The organism is Bradyrhizobium sp. LB14.3 (assembly GCF_040547985.1).
Lineage (GTDB): Bacteria > Pseudomonadota > Alphaproteobacteria > Rhizobiales > Xanthobacteraceae > Bradyrhizobium.
The window spans coordinates 79,642-102,690 of sequence record NZ_JBEPQT010000021.1 but is presented as its reverse complement, the minus strand read 5'-3'; the positions used below and the strand labels follow the sequence as shown (position 1 = coordinate 102,690).

Below are 23,049 nucleotides of genomic sequence, written 5' to 3'. Positions count from 1 at the left end.
CTGCTGAGCCGGGGCCTATCTCTCGCAGCATGCTGAATCAGAATGGGTCCCGGCTCAGCGCCGCACCACTTCGTGCTGCGCCGCGTCCGGGACACGAAAGCGCGGTTGCCCTCCCGCCATCTTGTCTTCACCCGCAGATGACGCCACACTCCGCGGCATAAAAAACAAGACGTCACGGGAGAAACATGTCCACCAAACAGCCATTGGCGAATCTCGCCGACATGGTGCGCGAGCGTGCGACGAGCCGCGGCAACGCCACCGCCTACGAGTTCGAGGGCCGCGTCACCAGCTTTGCCGAGTTCGACGTTAAGACGAACAAGGTCGCCGGCGCGTTGATTGAAATGGGCGTGAGACGCGGCGAGCGGATCGCCTATCTCGGCAAGAACAGCGATATCTATTTCGAGCTGCTGATGGGCGCGATGAAGGCCGGCGTCGTGATGGCGCCGGTGAACCGGCGGCTCGCGAGCCCCGAGGTCGCCTTCATCGTTAGCGACTGCAAGGCCCCGGTGCTGTTCGTGGGACCGGAGTTCATCGCTCAGGTCAGCCAGATCAAGGACGAGCTGCCGGGTGTGCGCACCGTCATCACCACCGAAGGCGGCGCGCCGGAGTGGCCTGATTATACAGCCTGGCGCGATGCACAGAGCGGCGACGATCCCGGAGTACCGATCGATACCAGGGATATCGCCATCCAGCTCTATACGTCCGGCACGACGGGCAAGCCGAAGGGCGCGATGCTGTCGCATGCCAACTTCCTCAACCTGGTGCAAACAGGCAATGCCGAGGACAAGCCGGAGTGGAACCGGTGGTCGACCGACGACGTGTCGCTGGTCGCGATGCCGATCTTCCACATCGGCGGCTCCGGCTGGGGCGTGATGGGGCTCTATCACGGCGCCCGCGGCGTGATTGCGCGCGAGTTCGATCCGACCAAAGTGCTGGATTTCTTCGAACAGTCCGGCATCACAAAACTGTTCATGGTGCCGGCGGCGATGCAGTTCGTGGTGCGGCAGCCACGCGCCAGGACGGTCGATTTCTCGCGGTTGAAATACATGCTGTACGGTGCCTCCCCGATTCCCGCGGCGCTGCTGAAGGAGTGCATCGAGATCTTCAAATGCGGCTTCGTGCAGATGTACGGTATGACCGAGACCACTGGCACCATCGTCGCGCTGCCGCCGGAAGACCACGTCGAGGGACTGGAGCGGATGCGCTCGGCCGGCAAGGCGCTGCCGGGCATCGAGATCGCGATCCTTGATGTCGAAGGCAAGCCGCTGCCGCCGCGCGAAGTCGGCGAGATCGCGACGCGCTCGGGCTCCAACATGGCCGGCTACTGGAATTTGCCGGAAGCGACCGCCGCGACGTTGCGCTCCGACGGCTGGCTGCGCACCGGCGACGCCGGCTACATGGACGAAGACGGCTATCTCTACATCCACGACCGCATCAAGGACATGATCATCTCCGGCGGCGAAAACATCTATCCCGCCGAGGTCGAGAGCGCGCTGTGCGATCATCCCGATGTCGCAGAAGCTGCCGTGATCGGCATACCCGACGACAAATGGGGCGAGGCGGTGAAGGCCGTCGTGGTGATGAAGCCGGGCAAGCAGGCGACCGAAACCGACATCATCAACTTCACCCGCGAGCGCATCGCCGGGTTCAAGACGCCGAAGAGCGTCGAGTTTTTGCCGGCGCTGCCGCGAAATCCAAGCGGCAAGATCTTGCGGCGGCAATTGCGCGAGCCGTATTGGGCGGGGAAGGACCGGCGGGTGAATTGATCGGCGGTGCGAGGAGCGAAGCGAGGAAGCTGGATTGCTTCGCTCCGCTCGCAATGACGATCAGTGCTTTCCCGGCCCCATATACCCGAACAGGAATCCGGCCACCTTCCGGATCTGGATTTCCTCGCTGCCCTCGGTGATGCGGTAGCGGCGGTGGTGGCGGTAGATGTGCTCGAACGGCTTGTGGCGTGAATAGCCCATGCCGCCGTGGACCTGCATGGCGCGGTCGGCGGATTCGCAAGCGAGGCGGTTTGCCCAGTAGTTGCACATCGAGACGCGGTCGGAGAGCGTGCGCTCGATCTGCTCCTCGGTGAGCTTGTCCATCTCCCAGGCGGTCTTGCGGATCAACAGGCGCAGCATCTCGGCCTGGGTCGCCAGCTCGACCAGCGGGAACTGGATCGCCTGGTTTTCGGCCAGCGCCTTGCCGAACGGTTTTCGCTCGCGCGCATATTTCACGCTCTCGTTGATGCAATAGACGGCGGCTCCGAGTGAACTCGCGGCCTGGCGGATTCGGTTCTGGTGCACGAAACACTGCGCCAGCGACAGGCCGCGACCGACCTCGCCGAACAGCGCGTCCTCGGGCACGAACACGTCGGTGAAGCTGACGCGGGGATGATCGGTCGGCATGTTGAAGGTCCACATGTACTCTTCGATCTTCACGCCGTGGCTCCTGGCCGGCACCAGGAAGCAGGTGATGCCGCGCGCATCGCCATCATTGCCGCTAGTGCGCGCGAACAGCGCGCAGTGCGTGGCGACATGCATGCCGGTGGTCCACATCTTCTCGCCGTTGATGATCCAGCCCTTGACGTTGTCACGGGTCGCAGGCACCGCGCGCGTTTCCATGTGGGTGGCGTCGGAGCCATGATTTGGCTCGGTCAGCCCGAAGGTGATGCGGTACTTGCCCTTGATCGAGCCGTTGATCATCGCCTTCTGGTCGTCGCGGCCGTAGCGGTCGAGCATGGTGGCGACAGGAAAATTGCCGACGATGGAATGCTCGTTCTGGAGGTCGTTGTGTAGGCCGAGCCCCTTCGCCGCAAAGTGCTCGCGGATCACGGCCATCCAGAGGTTGGAGCCATCCTTGCCGCCATATTGCTTCGGCACTGGAAAGCGCAGATGGCCGGCGGCGTCCGCGAGATCCTTGGCCTTGCGCAGCAGCGCTTCCCATTCGTGGCGCGGCAGGCCGCCATTTTCGAAATCGGTGCGCGCCCATTCGCGGCGATGATCGAAGAAGCGGATGTTGTCGTCGGCCTCCTCCAGCGGCTTGATCTCGCGTTCGATGAATTGGTCAAGCTCTCCGAGATAGGCGACGAGGTCGGCAGGCAATGAGAAATCCACGGTTCTCTCCCGGATGATTTTTCGTGTTGCGTTAAGGCGCTATGCGCGATTTTCTTCCCGCGATTAAGGTGAGAAGAGTGTGCGCAAGTCAAGCAAGCCGAGGCGTGTGAGAGGCGCAAGGCGCGCTTGCGCAATTCGATGGTGTTGACGCGCCGCCGCGCGCTACACTGCGGCCAAATTCTCTGTCACAGAAAATGCGGGAGCGACCATGGAGCTGAAGTTCTCAAAGGTGGAACGCAAGGGACCGATCACGATCGTCACGCTGTCGCGGCCCGAGGTCTACAACGCGCTACACACCGATGCGCATTTCGAGCTCCAAAAGGTGTTCGACGATTTCTCGACCGATGCGGAGCAGTGGGTCGCGATCGTCACCGGCGCCGGCGACAAGGCGTTCTGCGCCGGCAACGACCTGAAGTGGCAGGCGGCAGGTGGCAAACGCGGCTGGGACAAGGGCGGGTTTTCCGGCCTCACCGCGCGCTTCGACTGCGACAAGCCGATCATCGCCGCCGTCAACGGTGTCGCCATGGGCGGTGGTTTCGAGATCGCGCTCGCCTGCGATCTCATCATCGCCTCCGAGAATGCGACCTTCGCCCTGCCCGAGCCACGCGTCGGCCTTGCCGCCCTCGCCGGCGGCCTGCACCGGCTGCCGCGGCAGATCGGCTTGAAGCGCGCCATGGGCATGATCCTCACTGCGCGCCATGTCAGCGCCAAGGAAGGCCTCGAGCTCGGCTTCGTCAACGAGGTGGTGCCGCAGGGCGAGGCGCTGACGGCCGCGCTGCGCTGGGCCGAGATGATCACCAAGAATTCGCCGATGTCGATCCGCGCCTCGAAGCAGACCATCCAGAAGGGGCTTGGCGTGTCGCTCGAGCAGGCGATCGAAGAGCAGCGGGAGTATCCGGCGGTGAAGGCGATGGCGGCGTCACAGGACTACATCGAGGGCCCGAAAGCGTTTGCGGAGAAGCGGCCGCCGAAATGGGTGGGGAAGTAGACGGTCCCTCCCCGTCATTGCGAGCGCAGTGAAGCAATCCAGAATCTCACCGCTGTGGCAGTCTGGATTGCTTCGTCGCAAGGGCTCCTCGCAATGACGAAGGATGGATCGCACCTAACCTCCGCCTCGCGACAGCTCGCGCTTATAGGATGCGTAATTCGGCTGGTCGACCGCAAGCTTGTCCATCGTCGTCTGCCAGAGGTGTTCGGCCAACCCCGGTGTTGCGAGATCCAGCTCGCTTTTCGCGATACGGTCGGCTAGCGCGCGGTTGAGCTCCGTCACCGTGCCGTCCGCGCCGAGCAGCGCGCGCAACCGCTCGACCTCCGCAGCATCGCTCCCCTCCCCCTGCGTCAGCTGCCGTGTCACGAGATCGAGGATGTTGACGGCGACCCGCAGCTTGAAGGCGGGGTGGCCGGAGATCAACGGCGCGATGTCGTTGCGAAGGAAATCGGCGACCGATTTGGTCAGCTCGATCGGGGTCGGTTCGTCCTGCATGGTCAGCTCCCCCGCGGCGCGAGCAGCCGCAACAGATCGATTTCGGTCTCGGAGGCGCGGCGGCCGATCATGGCGCGTTCCATCGAATGGTCCGGGCCTTCGCGAAACCGCTGCATCATGCCGCCGCACATGATGCCCCAGCGCAGCGTGCCCATCACTTCCCAGAACTTGACCCGCTCAGGATCGTATTTGCGCCCCGCGGCTTCATAGCCGGCGAACAGCTCTTCGCGCGAACCAAACCCGCCGACGGGCTTGTCGATCTCGCCAAAACGCCATGAGTTGACGCAGACCCAGCCGAGATCCTCCATGGGATCGCCGAGATGGGCGAGCTCCCAGTCGAGCACCGCGCGCACGCCGTCGGCACCGATGATGAGATTGCCGTTGCGGAAATCACCGTGTACCAGCGTTTCTTCGGCGGACGGACCGGGGTCGTGGTCGCGCAGCCAGCGCAGCGCCAGCTCGAACACGGGCTTGGGCCAGTTCAGGCTGCGATAGTCGCGCTCGAAATCGCCGATCTCCTTCGTGGCGCTCATGTGCCGCAGCTCGGGCAGCTTCGAAAGGGGCAGCTTATGGAGTCCGGCCAGCACCCCGCCGATCTGCCGCGCGAGGCGCGGTCGCGCCGCGGCGAATTCATCATCGCGAAGAATCTTGCGTGCGATGGTCTCGCCCTCGACCCGCTGCATGATGAAGCCGGTGCCGAGATCGTCGTCCGGCACCAGCACATGCATGACGCGCGGCGACGGCACGCCGGCCTCGAATGCGAGCTGCATCAGCGTTGCTTCGGCAGCGAGGCCGGCTGCACGCGTCGGTGCAGCGCCATAGCCGTTCGGTGCGCGGCGCAGAATCGCGCCGATCGACCCACCCGGATGTACGATATCGAAGCGCCAGGTTTCCTGACTGGCGCCGCCGGACAGCCTTGCTACTCCGGCGACACCCGTCGCGCCCGGGTACCAGCGCTGAACGCTGCGGGAGAGTTCGGCCTCGATCATTTGCCTTTGAACTGCGCCGGGCGCTTCTCCAGGAACGCACCGACGCCTTCACGGAAGTCCTGCGTATCGCCGGCGCGGAGCTGGCACTGGAATTCGAGATTGAGCTGATCTTCGAAAGAATTCTCCGGGCTGTCCCAGTAGAGCTTGCGGATCAACGACAGTGCGACCGTCGGGCCGCTGGCGAGCTCATGCGCGAGCTTCATCGCCTCCTCCATCAGCACGCCGTCATCATAGACGCGGTTGACGAGGCCCCATTCCAGCGCCTTCTCGGCCGGGAGCCGCTCACCCATCAGCGACAATTCGATCGAGCGGGCCTTGCCGATCAGTCGCGGCAGCAGCCAGGTCGAGCCGCAATCCGGCACGAGGCCGATACGGCGGAAGGCTTGCAGGAAATAGGACGAGCGCGCGCACAAGATCATGTCGCCGAGCAGCGCGAAGCTCATGCCGGCGCCGGCCGCAGGACCATTGACCGCGGTGACAACAGGACAATGCAGATTGCGGATGCGGCGCAGGAACGGGTGGAAGCCGGTCTCCAGCGTCAGGCCGGCCTTGGTCTTCTTCGACTGGTTGTTGCGGCCCTGGAGATTCGCGCCGGTGCAGAATGCGCGGCCCGCGCCGGTCAGCACGACGCAACGCACCTCGTCCTTCTTCTCCTCGATCACGTCGAGCGCATCGGCGAGACCGCCCAGCATGTCCACGGAGACCGCGTTCATCACCTCCTGATGGTCGAGCTTGAGGATCGCGACCGAACCATCGAGATCGAGCGTGACGTGTTTGAACTGCATGGTTTCCTCGTACGTTGCGGCCTGTGTCAATTTCGCAGACCGGAATTGCTTGCCGGGGCGCATATTTGATTTTTGGCGCGGTCTTGTCCATGGTGATCAGAGCATAGCCAGCAATCTTGCGCGCAGCGGCTGATGCGCCGCATGCCGAGAAGACTTGCCAAAAACAGGAAACGCGCCATGGACCTTTTCGACCTCACCGGCCGCGTGGCCGTGATCACCGGCGGCAATGGCGGTATCGGACTCGGCATCGCACAGGCGCTCGCCGGCCAGGGCTGCAACGTCTCGATCTGGGGTCGTAATCCTGACAAGAACAGAAGCGCTGCCGCGAGCCTTGCGGATCTGCCCGGCAAGGTCGACGCGCGGGTCTGCGACGTCACTGACCCGGCCTCGGTCAATGCCGCGATGAAGGCCACGCTCGACATTTTCGGCCGGGTCGACGGCTGCTTCGCCAATGCCGGCATCGGCGGCGGCGGCCGGCGCTCCTTCATCGAGCGCACCGAGGAGGAATGGCGCACGATGTTTGCGACCAATCTCGACGGCGTCTTCCACGCGTTCCAGGCTGCCGCAAGACACATGACCCAGCGCGCCGAGGCCGGCGATCCCTTTGGCCGGCTGGTCGCGACCTCGAGCCTGGCCTCGATCTTCGGCACCGCGCGTAACGAGCATTACGCGGCGACCAAGGCCGCGATCAACGCGCTGGTGCGCGCGCTCGGCGTCGAGCTGGCACGCCACGGCGTCACCGCGAATGCAATCCTGCCCGGCTGGATCAAGAGCGACATGACCGCCGGCATCATGGCCAACGAAAAATTCGTCGCCAACGTGATGCCGCGCATTCCGGTGCGGCGCTTCGGCGAGGCCAGCGATTTCGGCGGCATCGCGGTCTATCTGATGAGCAAGGCCTCGTCCTATCACACCGCGGATACGTTCGTGATCGACGGCGGCTATACAGCGTTTTGAGTTTTCGTCGTGGTGGGCACGCTGCGCTTTGCCAACCTACGATGTCTGATTTCGTAAGCGCAATAAGGGGACAGGGCAAATGTTTTCCCACGTGATGATCGGCACCAACGACCTCGACAAGGCCAAGGCATTCTACGACGATTTGCTGAGCACGCTCGAGGTGCGGCCGGCCAGGGTTGACGGCCATCGCATCTTCTACATCACCAAGACCGGCGTGTTCTCGGTCACGAAGCCGATCAACGGCGAGGCGGCGACGTGCGCGAATGGCGGCACCATCGGCTTCGCCTGCCATTCGCCGGAACAGGTCGACGCCTGGCATGCCGCCGGTATCGCCGCTGGCGGCATCCCTTGCGAAGATCCGCCCGGCGTCCGACAAGGCCCGGGCGTGAACCTCTATATTGCGTATTTGCGCGACCTCGACGGCAACAAGATCTGCGCGATGCATCGGATGGTGTGAGCGGGGGCACTCACTGCGTCGCCGTAGCCAGGATAGCCATCCGAAGGACGGCGTCGCTTCCGTTCGCCTGTGTCCGGTGCGCTAGGCATCGCGTGGCACGGGCGCAACTCGCGGCACGATCACGCCAATTCGTGTCCCCTCGTCTGGCTCGCTTTCGAGATTGATACGCCCGCCCAGCCGACTGACGACGATGTTATGAACGATGTGCAGGCCGAGACCGATGCAGCCTTGACTGCGACGCGTCGTGAAAAACGGATTGAACGCCTGCCGGCGCAGATCCACGCTCATGCCGCAGCCATCATCAGAAACGACAATCTCAATATCATCCCGGCCGCACGCGCAAATCTCGATGTTGATGCTGCCGCTCTTGGCATGCGGAAACGCGTGCACCATCGCGTTCTTAATCAGGTTGGTCACCACCTGTGCGAATTGACCCGGATAACTGTTCATTGCCAGATCGGGCTGGCATTCGACATTGAGCGCCAAAGCGTTCTTCCGCAATTCCTGCTGTAGGCTCACGGCGACCTGTCGCGTCAGCTCGCCCGGATCGAAGCTGCGGCGTTCAAGATAGCCTTGATCGACAGCGACCTGCTTGAATGCCTGGATCAATTCCGCGGCGCGGGCGAGATTGTCGGCCAGATGCAGTGATGCGGTCTGAACAACCGCGACGAACTCATTCAGGCTCGATCGCTTCAGCCCGCCCCGTGCGACTTCCGCCGCAAACTTTGTCGTCTTGCGCTCCAGCGCCGAGGTGACGGTCAGGCTGGTACCGACGGGACTGTTGATCTCGTGTGCCACGCCAGCCACCAACCGTCCGAGAGCTGCGAGCTTCTCCGCCTCGACCAGTGAATCCTGAGCCTCTTTCAGGCGTTGCAGCGCCGCCTCCGCCGCGTCGCGCGCGCCGCGAATCTCTCGCTCGCTGCGCTTGCGTTCGGTGATCTCCTCTGCCGCGACATTGACGCCAACAATGTTACCGTTCGGTCCGCGTTGCGGATGCCAATAGGTGATCCAGCAGCGTTCGTCATTATAGCCGGGACGCTGGCCGTAAACCTCGATCCCGATGACCGGCTCGCCGGTTTCCATGATGGAGCGAACGATGCCCTCGACGGCGGATGCGAGCCCGGGCACGCAATCCCGCACCGTGTGCCCGAGATGGCCTTCGACCGAGATACCGCAAATCTCGGTGAGGCGCTGATTGATCTGCAAATAGCGGCAGTCCGGCGAAAGATATGCAAGCCCGATCGGCGCCGTATCGTAGATCAACTGCAGCGCCGGCTGCTTTGGAAACTGCACTTCGCGTATAACGGAAGAACTCATGTACTCTCTCCCTAAGCGCGAGCCGGAGGTTAGCCGGTTACAGCGGCGTGCAAAAGCCCCAATAGCCACCGGGAACAGGCGGAATCAGTACGGAATCCGCTAGCGGAGCTGCGGCGGCGCGACCCGTTAACCGACCCACATGTTCAGATCGCAAGATGCCTGCTGGAGATCTGCGAGCCGACGGGTCATCCGACTGTCGCCGTCGCGATGCCGATCTCGCTCAAACAGTGTTTGAAACGCTATTGCGATATTCCATCGCGTGGCATGGCTCGCGTTGGAAAATGCGCGCTCGCACTTTGGCGACGCTGCGACTATTCTCTGCTCCAGCACGATCTCAGCGAGTCCGGGAGGAACAATGACAAAACACGCCTATATTCCCCGCACCACCAATTACACCCTCAACCCCGGCGACGAGCTCAACGACCTCCGGATGTCGGACCAGGTCCGGCCGCTCTATGATCACGTCAGGAAGTTCATCCGCGAAACCGTCGAGCCGATGTCGATCGAATTCGCCAAGGCCGGCGAAGGCAAAGAGGATCGCTGGAGCTTTACGCCGAAGCAGCTCGAGGTGCTGGAGAAAGCCAAGAACAAGGCCAAGCAGGAAGGCCTCTGGAACTTCTTCCTGCCCGACGACGACACCGGCCAGGGCCTGAAGAATCTCGACTACGCCTATATCGCCTCCGAGCTCGGCAAGAGCCCGCTGGCCTCGGAGAGCATGAACTGCTCGGCGCCGGACACCGGCAACATGGAGGTGCTGGAGCGCGTCGGCACCAAGGAGCAGAAGGAGAAGTGGCTGAAGCCGTTGATGAACGGCGAGATCCGCTCGGCCTATGTCATGACCGAGCCGAACGTCGCCTCCTCCGACGCCAAGAACATCTCGACGAACGCAAAGCTCGTCGGCGACGAGTGGGTGATCAACGGCGAGAAGTATTACATCTCCGGTGTCGGCGATCCTCGCTGCAAGATCCTCATCGTGATGGTGAAGACCAATCCGGATGCGGCGCCGAGCAAGCAGCAGTCGCAGATCCTGGTGCCGCGCGACACCCCCGGCGTCGAAGTGCTCGGCCCCATGTACGTGTTCGGCCAGGACCACGCCCCGCGCGGCCACATGCACATGCGCTTCAACAACGTGCGCGTGCCCAAGGAAAACATTCTGCTCGGCGAAGGCCGCGGCTTCGAGATCTCGCAGCTTCGGCTCGGCCCGGGCCGCATCCATCACTGCATGCGCACCATCGGCAAGGCCGAGAAGGCGCTCGATTTGATGGTGCAGCGTGGCCTCACCCGCGAAGCCTTCGGCAAGAAGATCGCCCATCTCGGCGGCAACATGCAGATCATCGCGCAGGCGCGCTGCGAGATCGAGGCGATGCGGCTGATGGTCTTGAAGGCCGCCAAGGCCATGGATGTGCTCGGCAACAAGGAAGCCCGCGTCTGGGTCTCCATGGTCAAGGCCATGGTGCCGGAGCGAGCCTGCAAGATCATCGACCAGTCGATCCAGATGCACGGCGCCACCGGCATCTCGCACTGGACCCCGCTCGCCGAAATGTACCAGGACGTCCGCCATCTCCGCTTCGCCGACGGTCCGGACGAGGTGCACTGGATGGTGGTGGGACGCCACGAACTGAGCATGGCGTGATCTTTCTTCCCCTTCTCCCCGCCTGCGGGGAGAAGGTTGGGATGAGCGGGAGTCCTCCGCAAGGACGGTGACAGTTGGATTCGCGGAGAGTCCCCCCTCACCCGGAATTCAAGCGAGCTTGAATTCCGACCTCTCCTCGCTTGCGGCCGCAAGCGGCGCGAGTTGAAGCAAGTACCACCTACGACGCGGCCACCTCGCCGATCTTGTCCTGCGTCTTGGTCTCAAAATCGCCGGCGTCATGCCGCTCGTGGAGCTGACTGGCGGGATCGCCGGAGACGCGGTTGACCATGCGGCCGCGCTTGACGGCCGGACGCTTGGCGATCTGGTCGGTCCAGCGCTGCACGTGCTTGTAGTCCTGCACGGACAGGAATTCGCCCGCGCCATAGACCAGCCCCTTGGCGAGCGCGCCATACCAGGGCCACACCGCCATGTCGGCGATGGTGTATTCGCTGCCGGCGAGATATTCATTGTCGGCGAGCCGGCGGTCGAGCACGTCGAGCTGGCGCTTGGTCTCCATCGCAAAACGGTCGATGGCATATTCGATCTTGGTCGGCGCGTAGGCGTAAAAGTGGCCGAAGCCACCGCCGAGATAGGGCGCGCTGCCCATCTGCCAGAACAGCCACGACATCGCTTCGGTACGGCTCTTGATGTCCTTCGGCAGGAAGGCGCCGAACTTCTCCGCGAGATAAAGCAGGATCGAGCCGGACTCGAACACCCGGATCGGCTCCGGGCCTGAGCGGTCCATCAGCGCCGGGATTTTGGAATTCGGATTGATGTCGACAAAGCCGCTGCCGAACTGGTCACCATTGCCGATCTTGATCAGCCAGGCGTCGTATTCCGCGCCCTTGTGGCCGAGCGCCAGAAGCTCCTCCAGCATCACGGTGACCTTGACGCCGTTCGGCGTCGCCAGCGAATAGAGCTGGAAGGGGTGGCGGCCGACCGGCAGCTCCTTGTCATGCGTGGGACCGGCGATCGGGCGGTTGATGCTGGCGAACTGCCCGCCGTTCTCCTTGTTCCAGGTCCAGACCTTAGGCGGCACGTAGGCGGGGGCGTCAGTCATGCAAAGCTCTCCGGCGGGAAGATGCGTCTGCATTAATTAGCGCGCAAATGGCGAATGACAAGCCTGCCCGGTCTGCGCCCGGCGCGGGCCTCAGGCCGGCGTCATGCAGCCTCCTGCCCCCAGCCTGCGCGGCTGCGCTTCGGCTTCCATCACGAATCCCTCATAGCCCTTCGCCGCGACCTCGTCGCAGATTCGGCGGTAGACGCCGACGCCGCCGATATAGGGCATGAAGATGCGCGGCTTGCCGGGGATGTTGGCGCCCATGTACCAGGAATTGGCCTGCGGATAGAGCGTGCCATGGGCGACCTCGTTGACATGGACGACCCATTTGTCCTCGGCTTCCCCGTCCGCCTCCATCGTGGCAAGGCCCTGCTTGCGCATATGGACGAGGCTGTCCGCGATCCAGTCGACATGCTGCTCGATCGACACGATCATGTTCGAGAGCACCGACGGGCTGCCGGGGCCGGTGATGATGAAGAGGTTCGGAAAGCCGGCGCTCATCAGCCCGAGATAGGTCTTGGGGCCTTCCGCCCATTTCCGGTTTAGCGTCTGTCCGCCCGGACCTCGGATGTCGATCTTCGCGACCGATCCGGTCATGGCGTCGAAGCCGGTCGCGAGCACGAGCGCGTCGACCTCTTGGTCCTCACCTCCGACACGGACGGCATGCGCCGTGATCTCCTGGATCGGGTTGCTCTTGATGTCGACCAGCGAGACGTTCGGCCGGTTGAAGGTCGCGAAATAATCGGTGTCGATGCAGATGCGCTTGGTGCCGATCGGATGGTTGTCCGGCTGCAGCAGCTTTGCCGTCTCGGGATCCGTCACGATCTCGCCGATCTTGCCGCGGACGAAATTCGCGGCGGTGTCGTTCGCCGACAGCGCGAGGCCGAGATTGTTGTAGGCATACATGAAGGTGAGACCACCGCGCTCCCAGCGCGCCGCGTATTTTTCGCGCCTGACATCGTCGCTATCATCGAGCGCGCCGCGGTCGGGCTGCTCGGCGAAAATTCCGTTGCGCGCGACTTCGCGGGCGAAGCGGCGGATCTCGGGATAATTCTTGCGGAACGTGTTGCGCTCCTCGCCGGTCAGCGCGGCATTGCGGGCGGGAATGGAAAAATTCGCAGTGCGCTGAAACACTGTCAGATGTTTTGCCTGTTCGGCGATGACGGGCGCCGACTGAATGCCTGACGATCCCGTTCCGATCAGGCCGACGCGCAAGCCGGTGAAATCAACGTCTTCGTGCGGCCAGTTGCCGGTGTGATAGACGGGACCTTTGAAGTTATCGAGACCCTTGATGTCGGGCTTGCGCGCATTCGAGAGACAGCCGGTCGCGAGCACGACGAATTGCGCCTGAACCGTTGTGCCGTCGGATGTCGTCACCGCCCAGCACCTCGCACGCTCGTCGAACACCGCGCGCTCGACGTTGGTGTTGAACTGGATGTCCCGGCGCAGATCAAACCGGTCAGCGACGTGGTTGGCGTATTTCAAAATCTCCGGCTGCGATGCGTAGCGCTCGCTCCAGTCCCATTCCTGCTGGAGCTCTTCCGAGAACGAATAGGAATATTGCATGCTCTCGACGTCGCAACGCGCACCGGGATAGCGATTCCAGTACCAGGTGCCGCCGACGCCGCCGCCCTGCTCGTAGACTCGCGCCGAGAAACCGAGCCCGCGCAAACGGTGCAGCATGTACATGCCGGCGAAACCCGCGCCGACGACGATCACGTTGTAGGATTCCGTGGTCGGAGACGGATTCGCTTGCGCTGGCGACATCGACTGGCGCTCCCTCGTTGTTTTCTGTTGTTGTGGGCCAGCATTCGCTCGCGCATCCGAAAGCGCAAGGGGCAAATCGGCCGGCTCTGATCTGCTTATTTTGTACAGCGGAATGGCTCGTCTGCCGCGCGACGCCTGCGCGCAAGATGCGCGGCCGAATCCGGCGTGGCATCGCGGACGACGATGGGCTAGCGTCGAGTGGTCTTCGCTGCAGAATGCAACAACAGCAACGCGAGGCCGCCGGGAGGGAACGATGAAATCGCCGATCTGCGATATGCTGGGCATCGAGTTCCCGCTGCTCGCCTTCAGCCATTGCCGCGATGTCGTCGCCGCCGTCAGCCGCGCCGGCGGCTTTGGCGTGTTAGGTGCGACCGTGCACACACCTGATACCCTCGAACGCGAGCTGAAATGGATCGACGACCACGTTGAAGGCAAGCCTTACGGTGTCGACGTGCTGATCCCGGAAAACATTTCGACCGCGGGTGAGAAGGACGTCACCTGGAAGAGCCTTGAAGCACGCGTGCCGCAGGAGCATCGCAACTACACGCGCGATCTCCTGAAGAAATACGACATCGAACTCACGACCACTGAGGTGGCTGACGACCAGCCGCAGCCGTTCGATGCCAAGACCGCGTTGGAGCTGCTGGAGGTCTCGTTCAACCACCCGATTCGCCTGATCGCCAATGCCCTGGGCGTGCCGCCGAAGGCCATGATCGAGATGGGCAGGAAGCACGACGTGCCGGTTGCCGCTCTGGTCGGCGCCAAGGAGCATGCGCTACGACAGGTCGCGGCCGGCGTCGATATCCTCGTGGTCCAGGGCACCGAAGCGGGCGGCCATTGCGGCGAGGTCTCCACCATGGTGCTGGTGCCGGAGGTGATCAAGGCGATCAAGCCGATCCGCGACGTGCCGGTGCTGGCCGCCGGCGGCATCATGACCGGACGGCAGATGGTGGCCTGCATGGCCATGGGTGCGGCCGGCGCCTGGACCGGCTCGGTGTGGCTTGCCACCGTCGAGGCCGAGACCACGGAGATCTTTCGCGAGAAGATGATCGCGGCATCATCGCGCGATGCGATCCGCTCGAAAGGGCGTACGGGAAAGCCGGCCCGACAACTCCGCTCGGTCTGGACCGACGCCTGGGATCGCGCACCCGAGAGCCCCGGCGCATTGCCGATGCCGCTACAAAGCATCGTCAGCCGCGACGCCTTCAACTCGATCGACCGCGCCGCGGCGAGTGGCAACGCGAGGGCGCGGGATCTCGTCAGCTATTTCGTCGGCCAGGGCGTCGGCCTGATCGACAGCGTGAAGTCGGCGGGTGCCGTGGTGCAGGAGTTCAAGGAAGAGTTTGCCGAAGCCGTCGAGCACATGAATGCGCTGGTGGCGGAGTGATTGCCCGCGGCCCATCCTTCGAGGCTCGCCCGGCGGCGCACGCGCCGCTCGGCTCGCACCTCAGGATGACGCGGTATCTGTAGCCGTCATCCTGAGGTGCGGTAGCGCAGCGAAGGCCTCGAAGGACGACGGCGTGCCCAAGATCTGAAACGTGAAGCAAACAGAAATGACGAACTCCTCTATCCCCCCAAACCGCATCCCCGTCATCGTCGGCATCGGCGAGATCGTCGATCGCCCCAAGGAGATCACCGACGGCCTCGAGCCGCTTGATCTGCTCGAACAGGCGCTGCGACGTGCCGAACAGGACGCCGGCGCCAAACTGCTCGGCGAGGTGCAATCGCTCGACGTCGTCAACTTCCTGAGCTGGCGTTATCGCGATCCGGAGCAGCTGCTGGCGAAACAACTCGGCATCACGCCGGCGCATTGCTATTACGGCCCGGTCGGCGGCGAGAGCCCGATCCGCTACGTCCACGAGGCAGCAAAGCGCATCGCGCGCGGCGAATGCACGGTGGCCGCGGTCTGCGGCGCGGAGGCGCAGTCGACCGCGACCAAGGCCGAGCGCGCCGGGGCCAAGCTGCCCTGGACGCCGTTCGCCCATGACGTCGAGGAGCCGAAGCGCGGCGCGGCGTTCCAGAAGCCGTTGGCCGTGAAGCTCGGTGTGTTCCGCCCCGTCACCGTCTACCCGTTCTATGAGACCGCCTCCTCCGCGCATTGGGGCCAGACGCCGCGCGAAGCCATGGCAGAGTCCGGCACGCTATGGTCGCGCTATTCCGAGGCCGCGGCGCAAAATCCCAACGCCTGGCTCAAGCGGCGCTACGCGCCGGACGAGATCACGACGCCGACGGCGGACAATCGTCTCATCGCGTGGCCCTACAACAAGCTCATGGTTGCCAACCCCAGCGTCAACATGGGCGGTGCGCTGCTGCTCACCAGCCTCGCCAGGGCTCGCGCGGCCGGCATTGCCGAAGACAAGCTGGTCTACCTGCTCGGCGGCGCCTCTGCGGAAGAGCCGCGCGACTATCTCCTGCGCGACCAGTTTTACGAGAGCCATCCGCAGAATGCGGTGCTGAAAGCCGCGATGGACCTCGCCGGGGCCGACGGCAAGAAGTTCGACGCGATCGAACTTTACAGCTGCTTCCCGTGCGTACCCAAGATGGCACGGCGGACGCTGGGCTTAGGCCCCGACGTACAGCCGACCGTGACCGGCGGCCTCACCTTCTTCGGCGCGCCGCTCAACACCTACATGACGCATGCAGCCTGCGCGATGGTGCGGCGTGTGCGCGACGGCGCAAAGCTCGGCCTGCTTTACGGCCAGGGCGGCTTCGTCACCAAGCATCATGCGCTGGTACTGTCTAAGGTGCCGCCGCGTGAGGCATTGGCGCAGGAGACCAGCGTGCAGGCGGAGGCAGACAGCAACAAGCGCGCGGTGCCGGAGTTCGTCACGGATATCTCAGGCAGGGGCAAGGTCGAGAGCTTTACGGTGCTTTACGGCCGTGGCGGCGATGTCGAGCACGGCGTGGTGATGCTGCGGACGGAAGATGACAGGCGCACGCTGGCGCGGATTCCGGCGAATGATGCGGCCACGCTGGCGCACCTCCTGAACACGGATAGGACGCCGGTCGGCTCACTCGGCGAGATCACGATGGCCGTCGATGGCGTGCCGGAGTGGCGCGCGGCCTAGACTAGCTCTCGTGTCCCGGACGCGGTGCGGCATGCAATGCCGCTCCGCAGAGCCGGGGCACGGGACCCCCTACCCCTTCGGCGCCTGCTTCTCCGACGCCGTCGCCGGCTTGCCCTTGGCGCCGGCGCCGGTCACGCGGACCAGGTCGCCGTCGGACAGGCCATCCGGTGGTGCGGCGATGACGCGGTCATCCGCTGCAATTCCTGAGGCGAGTTCGATCTCGCGGCCGAGGTCGCGGGCGATGGTCACGGGCTTGAACAGGACCTTGTCGTCGACACCGACAGTCGCGACGCGCAGGCCGCTGCTGTTGAAGATCAGCGCGCTGGCGGGAATGCTGAGCGGCGCCGAGTCGCGCTGCAGGCTGAGCTTGACGCTGGCGTAGCCGCCGGGCATCAGCTCGCCCGAGGAATTGTCGAGACCAAGCTGCATGCGCGTCGTGCCGGAGGCGACGTCGACGGCTTGCGAAGAAGCCTCCACGGTGGCCTGGAAGGTCCGGTTCGGATACTCCGGCAGCACGATGCTGGCCTTGGCGCCCATTTTGATCGCGGGCACGTAGTTTTGGGGAACGTTGACGTAGACGCGCAGCTTGGTGATGTCGGAAACCACGAACATCGCCGGCCCCGAGCCGCCGCCCGCGTTGATCAGCGCTCCGACGTCGGTATCGCGCGCGGTGACGACGCCGTCGAATGGCACGGTGATCTTCTTATAGCCTGCGAGCGCCTCAAGCCGCTCGACGTTGGCCTGCCCCGAATGCACGGCGGCGTTCTTGTTGGAGAGATCGGCGGTGCGCTCGTCGATTTCCTGCGCCGAGACGAAGTTGGAGGCGACCAGCGTCTTGCGGCGGTTGAGCGTCGCCTCCGACAGCCTGGCGCTGGCCTGTTGGCTGGCGAGGTCGGCGCGGGCCTGCAAGAGCTGCTGATCGAGGTCGGGCGCCTCGATCTCGGCGATCACCTGACCGGCCTTGACGCGCGCGCCGATGTCGGCGCTCCAGCTCTTCAGGTAACCCGATACGCGCGCGAAAATCGGTGCGCGGGAATAGGCTTCCAACCGGCCCGGCAGATCGAGGTTGGCATGGAGGGCCTTGGCGTTGGGTAGCGTCACCGCGACGCTGGGAACGGCCTGTTCGTCGGTCCACTCCTTCAGCTTGGAGCCCTGCTCCTCGCGCGCGCGAATGCCGGTGCCGACCACGAGGCCTGCCGCAATCAGCGCCACCACGCCAAAAATGCCCAGTTTCCGGTGCGATACCGGGGAGCGGGGTTCAGTGGGCGACATGCGGGGTCTCCAGGGAGGCGGCGGCTTTGGCGCCTTGCTTCTTGTGTACCATACTGAACACCACGGGAACAAACATCAGGGTGGCGAAGGTCGCAAAGATCAGGCCGCCGATCACGGCGCGGCCGAGCGGCGCATTCTGCTCGCCGCCCTCGCCCAGCCCCAAGGCCATCGGCGCCATGCCGATGATCATGGCGAGTGCAGTCATCAGCACCGGGCGGAACCGGACGAAGCCGGCTTCGAGCGCGGCTGCGATGGGATCGCCAAGCTCCTCGTAGCGCTCGCGGGCGAATGAGATCACGAGCACGCTGTTGGCGGTGGCGACGCCCATGCACATGATGGCGCCGGTCAGCGCCGGCACCGACAGCGTCGTTTCGGTCGCGAACAGCATCCAGACGATGCCGGCGAGCGCGGCCGGCAGCGCCGTGATGATCACGAAAGGATCGGACCAGGACTGGAAGTTCACGACGATCAGGAAGTAGATCAGCACGATCGCCCCGAGCAGGCCGAACAAGAGGCCGGTGAAGGCGCTGTTCATGGTCTGCACCTGGCCGAGCAGCACCACGGAAGAACCTTTCGGCACCTCCTTTGCGGAGTCGGCGATCGCCTGCCGGATGTCGACGGCAACCGCACCGAGATCACGGCCCGAGGTCGTGGCGAAGATCTGCACCATCGACTGGATGTCGTATTGCGAGACCACCGCGCTCGACGTCGAACGCTTGATGTCGGCAATGCCGCCCAGGATCGGCGACTGCGAATTGCCGGCGGCCGTGATCGGCAACGTCTGCAGCGCGCTGAGCGAATCCATCTGGTATTGCGGCGTCTGCATCACGATCGAATAGGACACGCCGTTATCCGGATTGAGGTAGTAGGTCGGCGCCACCTGCGAGGAGCCGGCAAGGTTGACCACGAGACTATTGGTGACGTCACGCTCGGTCAGGCCGACATATTGCGCGCGGGTGCGATCGACATCGATGTTGAAGGTCGGATTGTTCGGCGACTGCTGGATGCGCGCATCCGCGACGCCGGGAATCCGCCGCACCTTGGCCAGGAGCGTGCTGGCGTAGGCAAAGTTGGCGCTGAGATTGGCGCCGCGGATCTGGAGGTCGATTGGCGCCGGCGCACCGAAGTTCAGAATCTGGCTGACGATGTCGGCGGGCAGGAAGGCGAAGCTGACGCCGGGGAACAGCCGCGGCAGTTGCTCACGCAGCACACGCACATGTTCCTCGGTCGGCCTGTGACCCTCTTTCAGCTTGATCTGGATGTCGCCGTCCTGCGGGCCGATCACGCCGGTGTTGTTGTAGGTCATGTTGATGCCGGAGATTGGCATGCCGATGTTGTCGGTCAGCGTTTCGATCTCGCTCGGGATCAGCTTGCGGATCGCCTTCTGCACGTCGGCGAGCTGGTTGGCGGTTTCCTCGACGCGGGTGCCGACCTGGGTGCGGACGTGCATCAGGATGTTGCCGGCATCGACCGCAGGGAAGAAATTGCGCCCGAGGAACGGCACCAGCGCGAAGGACGCGCCGACCACGCAGAGGAAGCCGATCACGAACACCGGACGGTGCGCGAGCGCGAGCCCGAGGAAGTTGTGGTACCCGCCGCGAATGCGTTCGAAACGAGCCTCGAAGCCGCGCTGCAACCACACCAGCGGATTGCGCGACTTCGGCGGCGCGCCCTCGTGATGCACATGTGGCTGCAACAGATAATTGGCCATGGTCGGCACGAGCGTGCGCGACAGCAGGAACGACCAGATCATCGCGAACATCACCGCTTCCGCCATCGGCACGAACAGGAAGCGCGCCACGCCGGTGAGGAAGAACATCGGCACGAACACGATGCAGATGCAGAGCAGCGAGACGAAGGCCGGCGTCACGATCTGGTTGGCGCCGTCGAGGATCGACTGCTCGACCGGCTTGCCCTGCTCCAGATGGTAGTTGATGTTCTCGATGGTCACGGTGGCGTCGTCGACGAGGATGCCGACCGCGAGCGCCAGGCCGCCGAGCGTCATGATGTTCAGCGTCTCGCCGATCGCCGACAGCATGATGATGGCGCCGAGCACGGAGAGCGGGATCGAGACCGCGATGATGACGGTCGAGCGCCAGCTGCCGAGGAACAGCAGGATCATGACGCTGGTGAGCAGCGCCGCGATCACGCCTTCGAACGCGACGCCTTCGATGGCGCCGCGGACGAACACCGATTGATCGCCGATGAAGCCGATCTTGAGCGCGTCTGGCAGCTGATCCTTGACGTCGATCACCTTCTGCTTGATGCCCGCGATGATGTCGAGCGTCGAGGTCGCGCCCGCCTTCAGCACCATCATCAGCACTGAGCGGTTGCCGTCGACATGGACGATGTTGGTCTGCGGCGGATTGCCGTCGCGCACGGTCGCGACGTCGCGCACATAGACCATCGCACCGTTGACGGTCCGGATCGGCAGATTGCCGAGCTCGTCGATTTTCAGCGGCGAGTTGTTGAGCTGGATGATGTACTCGAACTGGCCGATCTTCTGAGTGCCAACCGGCGTGATCAGGTTCTGGGCCGCGAGCGCGTTGGCGACGTCCTGGCCGGACAGGCCGCGGGCCTGGAGCGCGGTCGGGTCGAGATCAATCTGGACTTGACGCTGCTTGCCGCCGAACGGATAGGGGATCGCTGCGCCCGGCACGGTGACCAGCGGCGTACGAAGCTGGTTGATGCCGATATCGGCGAGATTCTGCTCGGTGAGGCCGTCACCCGACAGCGCCACCTGGATGATCGGCACGGTCGAGGCGGAGTAGTTCAGGATCAAGGGCGGCGTCGCGCCCGGCGGCATCTGCTTGATCAGCGTCTGCGAGATCGCCGTGACCTGCGCGTTGGCGGTGCGGATATCGACGTTCGGCTGGAAGAATATCTTGATAATGCCAAAGCCGTTGTAGGAGTTGGCGGTGATGTGCTCGATGTCGTTGACCGTCGTGGTCAGCGCGCGCTGGAATGGCGTCGTGATGCGGCCGGACATCTGGTCGGGCGGCAGGCCGGTGTACTGCCAGACCACGCCGATCACGGGGATGCGGATGTCCGGAAAGATGTCGGTCGGCGTCCGCAGCGCCGCCAGCGGGCCGATGATCAGAAGCAGGAGCGCGAGCACGACAAACGTGTAGGGCCGGCTCAGGGCAATACGAACCAGAGCAATCATTCGCCAGGCAATTCCAAATCAGGGACAGGAAACACCGCCCCCGCGGGTTCCATGGCTGATTTACCTGAAGACCGCCCAAATGGCCAACGACGCTGCGTCACGTGCGGTCAATTCCGCGCTATTGCACTGCGAAACAGCATTCCAGATATGCAGCTCGCGCCCGAAAGATGACAGAAGCCGCTTTCCTGCGCGTGAAAAAGCGGCGCCCGAAGACGCCGCTTTCAGGAATTCCGTGCCTGCCCGGCCTACGCCGCGCGAACGTTGGTCAGGAACTTGCTGACCTCGGTCTTGAGCCGGCCCGAGTCGTTGGACAGCATCTGCGCTGCCGACAGCACCTGCGAGGATGCCGAGCCGGTTTCGGTCGCGCCGCGCTGCACGTCGGTGATGTTGGACGAAACCTGCTGGGTGCCCTGGGCGGCCTGCTGGACGTTGCGGGCGATTTCCTGGGTCGCAGCGCCCTGCTCTTCCACCGCGGCCGCAATCGCCGAGGAGATCTCCGACAAACGCTCGATGGTCGAGGAGATCTCCTTGATGGCGCCGACCGAGTCGTTGGTCGCCGCCTGGATGCCGGCGATCTGCTGGCCGATCTCGCCGGTCGCCTTCGCGGTCTGTTCTGCGAGCGCCTTCACCTCGGAGGCCACCACGGCGAAGCCGCGGCCGGCTTCGCCGGCACGGGCGGCTTCGATGGTCGCGTTCAGCGCCAGAAGGTTGGTCTGGCCGGCGATGGTGTTGATCAGCTCGACGACGTCGCCAATGCGCGAGGCAGCCTTTGAGAGCTCGCTGACGCGCTCGGTGGTGGCGCGGGCCTGGCCGACGGCATCGCCCGCCATCCGCGCCGATTCCTGCACCTGACGGCTGATCTCGCCCACCGATGAAGCCATCTCCTCGGTCGCCGAGGCCACCGACTGCACGTTGGTCGAGGCTTCTTCCGAAGCGGCGGCAACCGTGGTCGCCAGCCGCTGCGAGCGGTCGGCGGTCGAGGTCAGCGTCGAGGCCGAGGCTTCGAGCTGGGTCGAGGCCGACGACACGGTCTGCACGATCTCGCCGATCATGGTTTCGAATTCGCGGGTGACGTTGTCGACGCGGCGGCCGCGCTCGATCTTGGCTTCGGCATCGGCGGCCGCGGCCTCGTCGGCGGACTTCTTGGCGATCAGCGCTTCCTTGAAGATCTGGAGCACGTCGGCCATGGCACCGATTTCCGTCTTCTCGCCGCGATGCGGGACTTCCGCGGAAAGCTCGCCCTTGCCAAGCGCCTGCATCGGCTCGGTGATCGAGTTGATGCCGCTCGATACGTCATGGACGAGATAGAAGCCGACGCCGGTGCCGATGACGACTGCAGCGCCGAGAATGATCGAGACCAGCATGAAAGCAAAGGAATAGCTGTCGGCGGCGTCCTGGGCGGCCTGTTCGCCGCCCTTGGTGTTCAGCTCGATGTCCTTGCGCAAGACCTCATCGGCTTGCAGCCCGATCTTGTTGACGGTCTTGGCGTTCAGCTCATGCGCCTCGTGCGGAACCTTGCCGGCTTCCTTGCGCGATAGCGCCATGACTTCCTGGGTGCCCTTCTTGTACTCGTCCCACAGCTTGGACCACTCGCCGTACATCGCCCGCTCTTCAGGCGAAGTAATCATGGGCTCGTAGACCTGACGGAACTTGGTGTTGGCCTCGACCACCGTCGCCAGCGTCTTCTCCGACGCGAGCTTCTCTTCGAGAGTCTCCGACAGCATGTGCTCGCGGATCACGTTGCGGTAGGTGATCACGCCGGCGCGCAGATCGCCGAGCACCCGCACGCTCGGCAGCCAGCTCGTGGTGATGTCGACCGTATTGGCATTCATCGACTGCATCTTCATGACGGCGAGCAGACCCATGCCGGTCATTGCGACCAGCAGGAACGCCACGACACTGATGATCTTGGCGCGGATGGAAATGGTGGCGAGCATAATCGGGTCTCTTTGTGCTGGCGCGGCGGGCGTCCGGAAGTTCTACGAATCAACCAA

Annotated in this window: 17 protein-coding genes; 7 read left to right on the top strand and 10 right to left on the bottom strand. The window is 64.0% G+C overall.

Annotation, left to right across the window (positions count from 1 at the left end; genetic code table 11):
* The first annotated feature begins 185 nt into the window (after nucleotides 1-185).
* Entirely contained in the window at nucleotides 186-1,766 is a 1,581-nt protein-coding gene (locus ABIB00_RS29280) for a fatty acid--CoA ligase (protein ID WP_354106732.1), read from the top strand.
* 60 nt (nucleotides 1,767-1,826) lie between these two features.
* On the opposite strand, the gene ABIB00_RS29275 is transcribed toward ABIB00_RS29280, so the two are convergent.
* Nucleotides 1,827-3,101: an acyl-CoA dehydrogenase family protein gene (locus ABIB00_RS29275; RefSeq protein ID WP_354106731.1), complete on the bottom strand. Its 1,275-nt coding sequence runs from the start codon at nucleotides 3,099-3,101 to the stop codon at nucleotides 1,827-1,829.
* A gap of 208 nt (nucleotides 3,102-3,309) precedes the next feature.
* On the opposite strand from ABIB00_RS29275, the gene ABIB00_RS29270 reads away from it, so the two are divergent.
* The gene (locus ABIB00_RS29270; RefSeq protein WP_354106730.1) at nucleotides 3,310-4,089 is read left to right on the top strand and encodes an enoyl-CoA hydratase-related protein; all 780 of its coding nucleotides are present in this window, start codon (nucleotides 3,310-3,312) and stop codon (nucleotides 4,087-4,089) included.
* 114 nt (nucleotides 4,090-4,203) lie between these two features.
* Here ABIB00_RS29270 and ABIB00_RS29265 read toward each other — a convergent pair whose 3' ends face one another.
* From ABIB00_RS29265 to ABIB00_RS29255, 3 genes are read right to left on the bottom strand one after another with little or no spacing between them, the layout of a single operon-like run.
* Nucleotides 4,204-4,584 (bottom strand): DUF6285 domain-containing protein, encoded by a 381-nt coding sequence (locus ABIB00_RS29265; RefSeq protein ID WP_354106729.1) that lies wholly within the window; start codon nucleotides 4,582-4,584, stop codon nucleotides 4,204-4,206.
* A 2-nt stretch (nucleotides 4,585-4,586) separates the two neighbouring features.
* Nucleotides 4,587-5,573, bottom strand: a complete 987-nt coding sequence (locus ABIB00_RS29260) for a phosphotransferase family protein (RefSeq protein WP_354106728.1) — start codon at nucleotides 5,571-5,573, stop codon at nucleotides 4,587-4,589.
* Nucleotides 5,570-6,358: an enoyl-CoA hydratase/isomerase gene (locus tag ABIB00_RS29255; RefSeq protein ID WP_354106727.1), complete on the bottom strand. Its 789-nt coding sequence runs from the start codon at nucleotides 6,356-6,358 to the stop codon at nucleotides 5,570-5,572. The genes ABIB00_RS29260 and ABIB00_RS29255 overlap by 4 nt, the downstream gene beginning before the upstream one ends.
* A 177-nt stretch (nucleotides 6,359-6,535) precedes the next feature.
* Between ABIB00_RS29255 and ABIB00_RS29250 the strand changes: the two genes are divergently transcribed.
* Both ABIB00_RS29250 and ABIB00_RS29245 read left to right on the top strand, forming a co-directional pair.
* A complete protein-coding gene (locus ABIB00_RS29250) occupies nucleotides 6,536-7,315 on the top strand; it encodes an SDR family NAD(P)-dependent oxidoreductase (RefSeq protein WP_354106726.1) in 780 nt (259 codons plus the stop codon).
* Nucleotides 7,316-7,394: 79 nt separating this feature from the next.
* Nucleotides 7,395-7,772, top strand: coding sequence for a VOC family protein (locus ABIB00_RS29245; RefSeq protein WP_247349775.1), 378 nt, complete (start codon nucleotides 7,395-7,397; stop codon nucleotides 7,770-7,772).
* Between the two features lie 81 nt (nucleotides 7,773-7,853).
* Here the strand turns inward: ABIB00_RS29245 and ABIB00_RS29240 are convergent, their stop codons facing one another.
* Nucleotides 7,854-9,089, bottom strand: coding sequence for an ATP-binding protein (locus ABIB00_RS29240; protein ID WP_354106744.1), 1,236 nt, complete (start codon nucleotides 9,087-9,089; stop codon nucleotides 7,854-7,856).
* A gap of 355 nt (nucleotides 9,090-9,444) precedes the next feature.
* On the opposite strand from ABIB00_RS29240, the gene ABIB00_RS29235 reads away from it, so the two are divergent.
* Nucleotides 9,445-10,722 carry an acyl-CoA dehydrogenase family protein gene (locus tag ABIB00_RS29235; RefSeq protein ID WP_354053043.1) on the top strand — a complete coding sequence of 426 codons (1,278 nt, stop codon included), beginning with the start codon at nucleotides 9,445-9,447 and terminating at the stop codon, nucleotides 10,720-10,722.
* A 178-nt stretch (nucleotides 10,723-10,900) separates the two neighbouring features.
* Here ABIB00_RS29235 and yghU read toward each other — a convergent pair whose 3' ends face one another.
* Together yghU and ABIB00_RS29225 are read right to left on the bottom strand one after the other, a co-directional pair.
* Nucleotides 10,901-11,782 (bottom strand): glutathione-dependent disulfide-bond oxidoreductase, encoded by an 882-nt coding sequence (gene yghU / locus ABIB00_RS29230; RefSeq protein WP_354106725.1) that lies wholly within the window; start codon nucleotides 11,780-11,782, stop codon nucleotides 10,901-10,903.
* 90 nt (nucleotides 11,783-11,872) lie between these two features.
* Nucleotides 11,873-13,549 carry a flavin-containing monooxygenase gene (locus ABIB00_RS29225; RefSeq protein WP_354106724.1) on the bottom strand — a complete coding sequence of 559 codons (1,677 nt, stop codon included), beginning with the start codon at nucleotides 13,547-13,549 and terminating at the stop codon, nucleotides 11,873-11,875.
* A gap of 253 nt (nucleotides 13,550-13,802) precedes the next feature.
* Here ABIB00_RS29225 and ABIB00_RS29220 point away from each other — a divergent pair, with 253 nt between their 5' ends.
* The gene (locus ABIB00_RS29220) at nucleotides 13,803-14,936 is read left to right on the top strand and encodes a nitronate monooxygenase (RefSeq protein ID WP_354106723.1); all 1,134 of its coding nucleotides are present in this window, start codon (nucleotides 13,803-13,805) and stop codon (nucleotides 14,934-14,936) included.
* Between the two features lie 166 nt (nucleotides 14,937-15,102).
* On the top strand, nucleotides 15,103-16,617 hold the full coding sequence (locus ABIB00_RS29215) for an acetyl-CoA acetyltransferase (protein WP_354106722.1): 1,515 nt from the start codon (nucleotides 15,103-15,105) through the stop codon (nucleotides 16,615-16,617).
* Nucleotides 16,618-16,686: 69 nt separating this feature from the next.
* Here ABIB00_RS29215 and ABIB00_RS29210 read toward each other — a convergent pair whose 3' ends face one another.
* The 3 genes from ABIB00_RS29210 to ABIB00_RS29200 form a co-directional block, all read right to left on the bottom strand.
* The gene (locus ABIB00_RS29210; RefSeq protein WP_354106721.1) at nucleotides 16,687-17,889 is read right to left on the bottom strand and encodes an efflux RND transporter periplasmic adaptor subunit; all 1,203 of its coding nucleotides are present in this window, start codon (nucleotides 17,887-17,889) and stop codon (nucleotides 16,687-16,689) included.
* Complete coding sequence (locus ABIB00_RS29205; RefSeq protein ID WP_354106720.1) at nucleotides 17,876-21,055, bottom strand: efflux RND transporter permease subunit; 3,180 nt, start codon at nucleotides 21,053-21,055, stop codon at nucleotides 17,876-17,878. The genes ABIB00_RS29210 and ABIB00_RS29205 overlap by 14 nt, the downstream gene beginning before the upstream one ends.
* 245 nt (nucleotides 21,056-21,300) lie before the next feature.
* Nucleotides 21,301-22,992, bottom strand: a complete 1,692-nt coding sequence (locus tag ABIB00_RS29200; RefSeq protein ID WP_354106719.1) for a methyl-accepting chemotaxis protein — start codon at nucleotides 22,990-22,992, stop codon at nucleotides 21,301-21,303.
* Nucleotides 22,993-23,049: the final 57 nt, after the last annotated feature.

Excerpts from the sequence above, each read along its gene's own strand:
- ABIB00_RS29210 (WP_354106721.1), bottom strand. The coding sequence starts at position 17,889 with ATGTCGCCCACTGAACCCCGCTCCCCGGTATCGCACCGGAAACTGGGC.
- ABIB00_RS29270 (WP_354106730.1), top strand. The coding sequence starts at position 3,310 with ATGGAGCTGAAGTTCTCAAAGGTGGAACGCAAGGGACCGATCACGATC.
- ABIB00_RS29235 (WP_354053043.1), top strand. The coding sequence starts at position 9,445 with ATGACAAAACACGCCTATATTCCCCGCACCACCAATTACACCCTCAAC.
- ABIB00_RS29220 (WP_354106723.1), top strand. The coding sequence starts at position 13,803 with ATGAAATCGCCGATCTGCGATATGCTGGGCATCGAGTTCCCGCTGCTC.
- ABIB00_RS29205 (WP_354106720.1), bottom strand. The coding sequence starts at position 21,055 with ATGATTGCTCTGGTTCGTATTGCCCTGAGCCGGCCCTACACGTTTGTC.
- yghU (WP_354106725.1), bottom strand. The coding sequence starts at position 11,782 with ATGACTGACGCCCCCGCCTACGTGCCGCCTAAGGTCTGGACCTGGAAC.
- ABIB00_RS29245 (WP_247349775.1), top strand. The coding sequence starts at position 7,395 with ATGTTTTCCCACGTGATGATCGGCACCAACGACCTCGACAAGGCCAAG.
- ABIB00_RS29240 (WP_354106744.1), bottom strand. The coding sequence starts at position 9,089 with ATGAGTTCTTCCGTTATACGCGAAGTGCAGTTTCCAAAGCAGCCGGCG.
- ABIB00_RS29200 (WP_354106719.1), bottom strand. The coding sequence starts at position 22,992 with ATGCTCGCCACCATTTCCATCCGCGCCAAGATCATCAGTGTCGTGGCG.
- ABIB00_RS29265 (WP_354106729.1), bottom strand. The coding sequence starts at position 4,584 with ATGCAGGACGAACCGACCCCGATCGAGCTGACCAAATCGGTCGCCGAT.
- ABIB00_RS29215 (WP_354106722.1), top strand. The coding sequence starts at position 15,103 with ATGACGAACTCCTCTATCCCCCCAAACCGCATCCCCGTCATCGTCGGC.
- ABIB00_RS29260 (WP_354106728.1), bottom strand. The coding sequence starts at position 5,573 with ATGATCGAGGCCGAACTCTCCCGCAGCGTTCAGCGCTGGTACCCGGGC.
- ABIB00_RS29250 (WP_354106726.1), top strand. The coding sequence starts at position 6,536 with ATGGACCTTTTCGACCTCACCGGCCGCGTGGCCGTGATCACCGGCGGC.
- ABIB00_RS29280 (WP_354106732.1), top strand. The coding sequence starts at position 186 with ATGTCCACCAAACAGCCATTGGCGAATCTCGCCGACATGGTGCGCGAG.
- ABIB00_RS29255 (WP_354106727.1), bottom strand. The coding sequence starts at position 6,358 with ATGCAGTTCAAACACGTCACGCTCGATCTCGATGGTTCGGTCGCGATC.
- ABIB00_RS29225 (WP_354106724.1), bottom strand. The coding sequence starts at position 13,549 with ATGTCGCCAGCGCAAGCGAATCCGTCTCCGACCACGGAATCCTACAAC.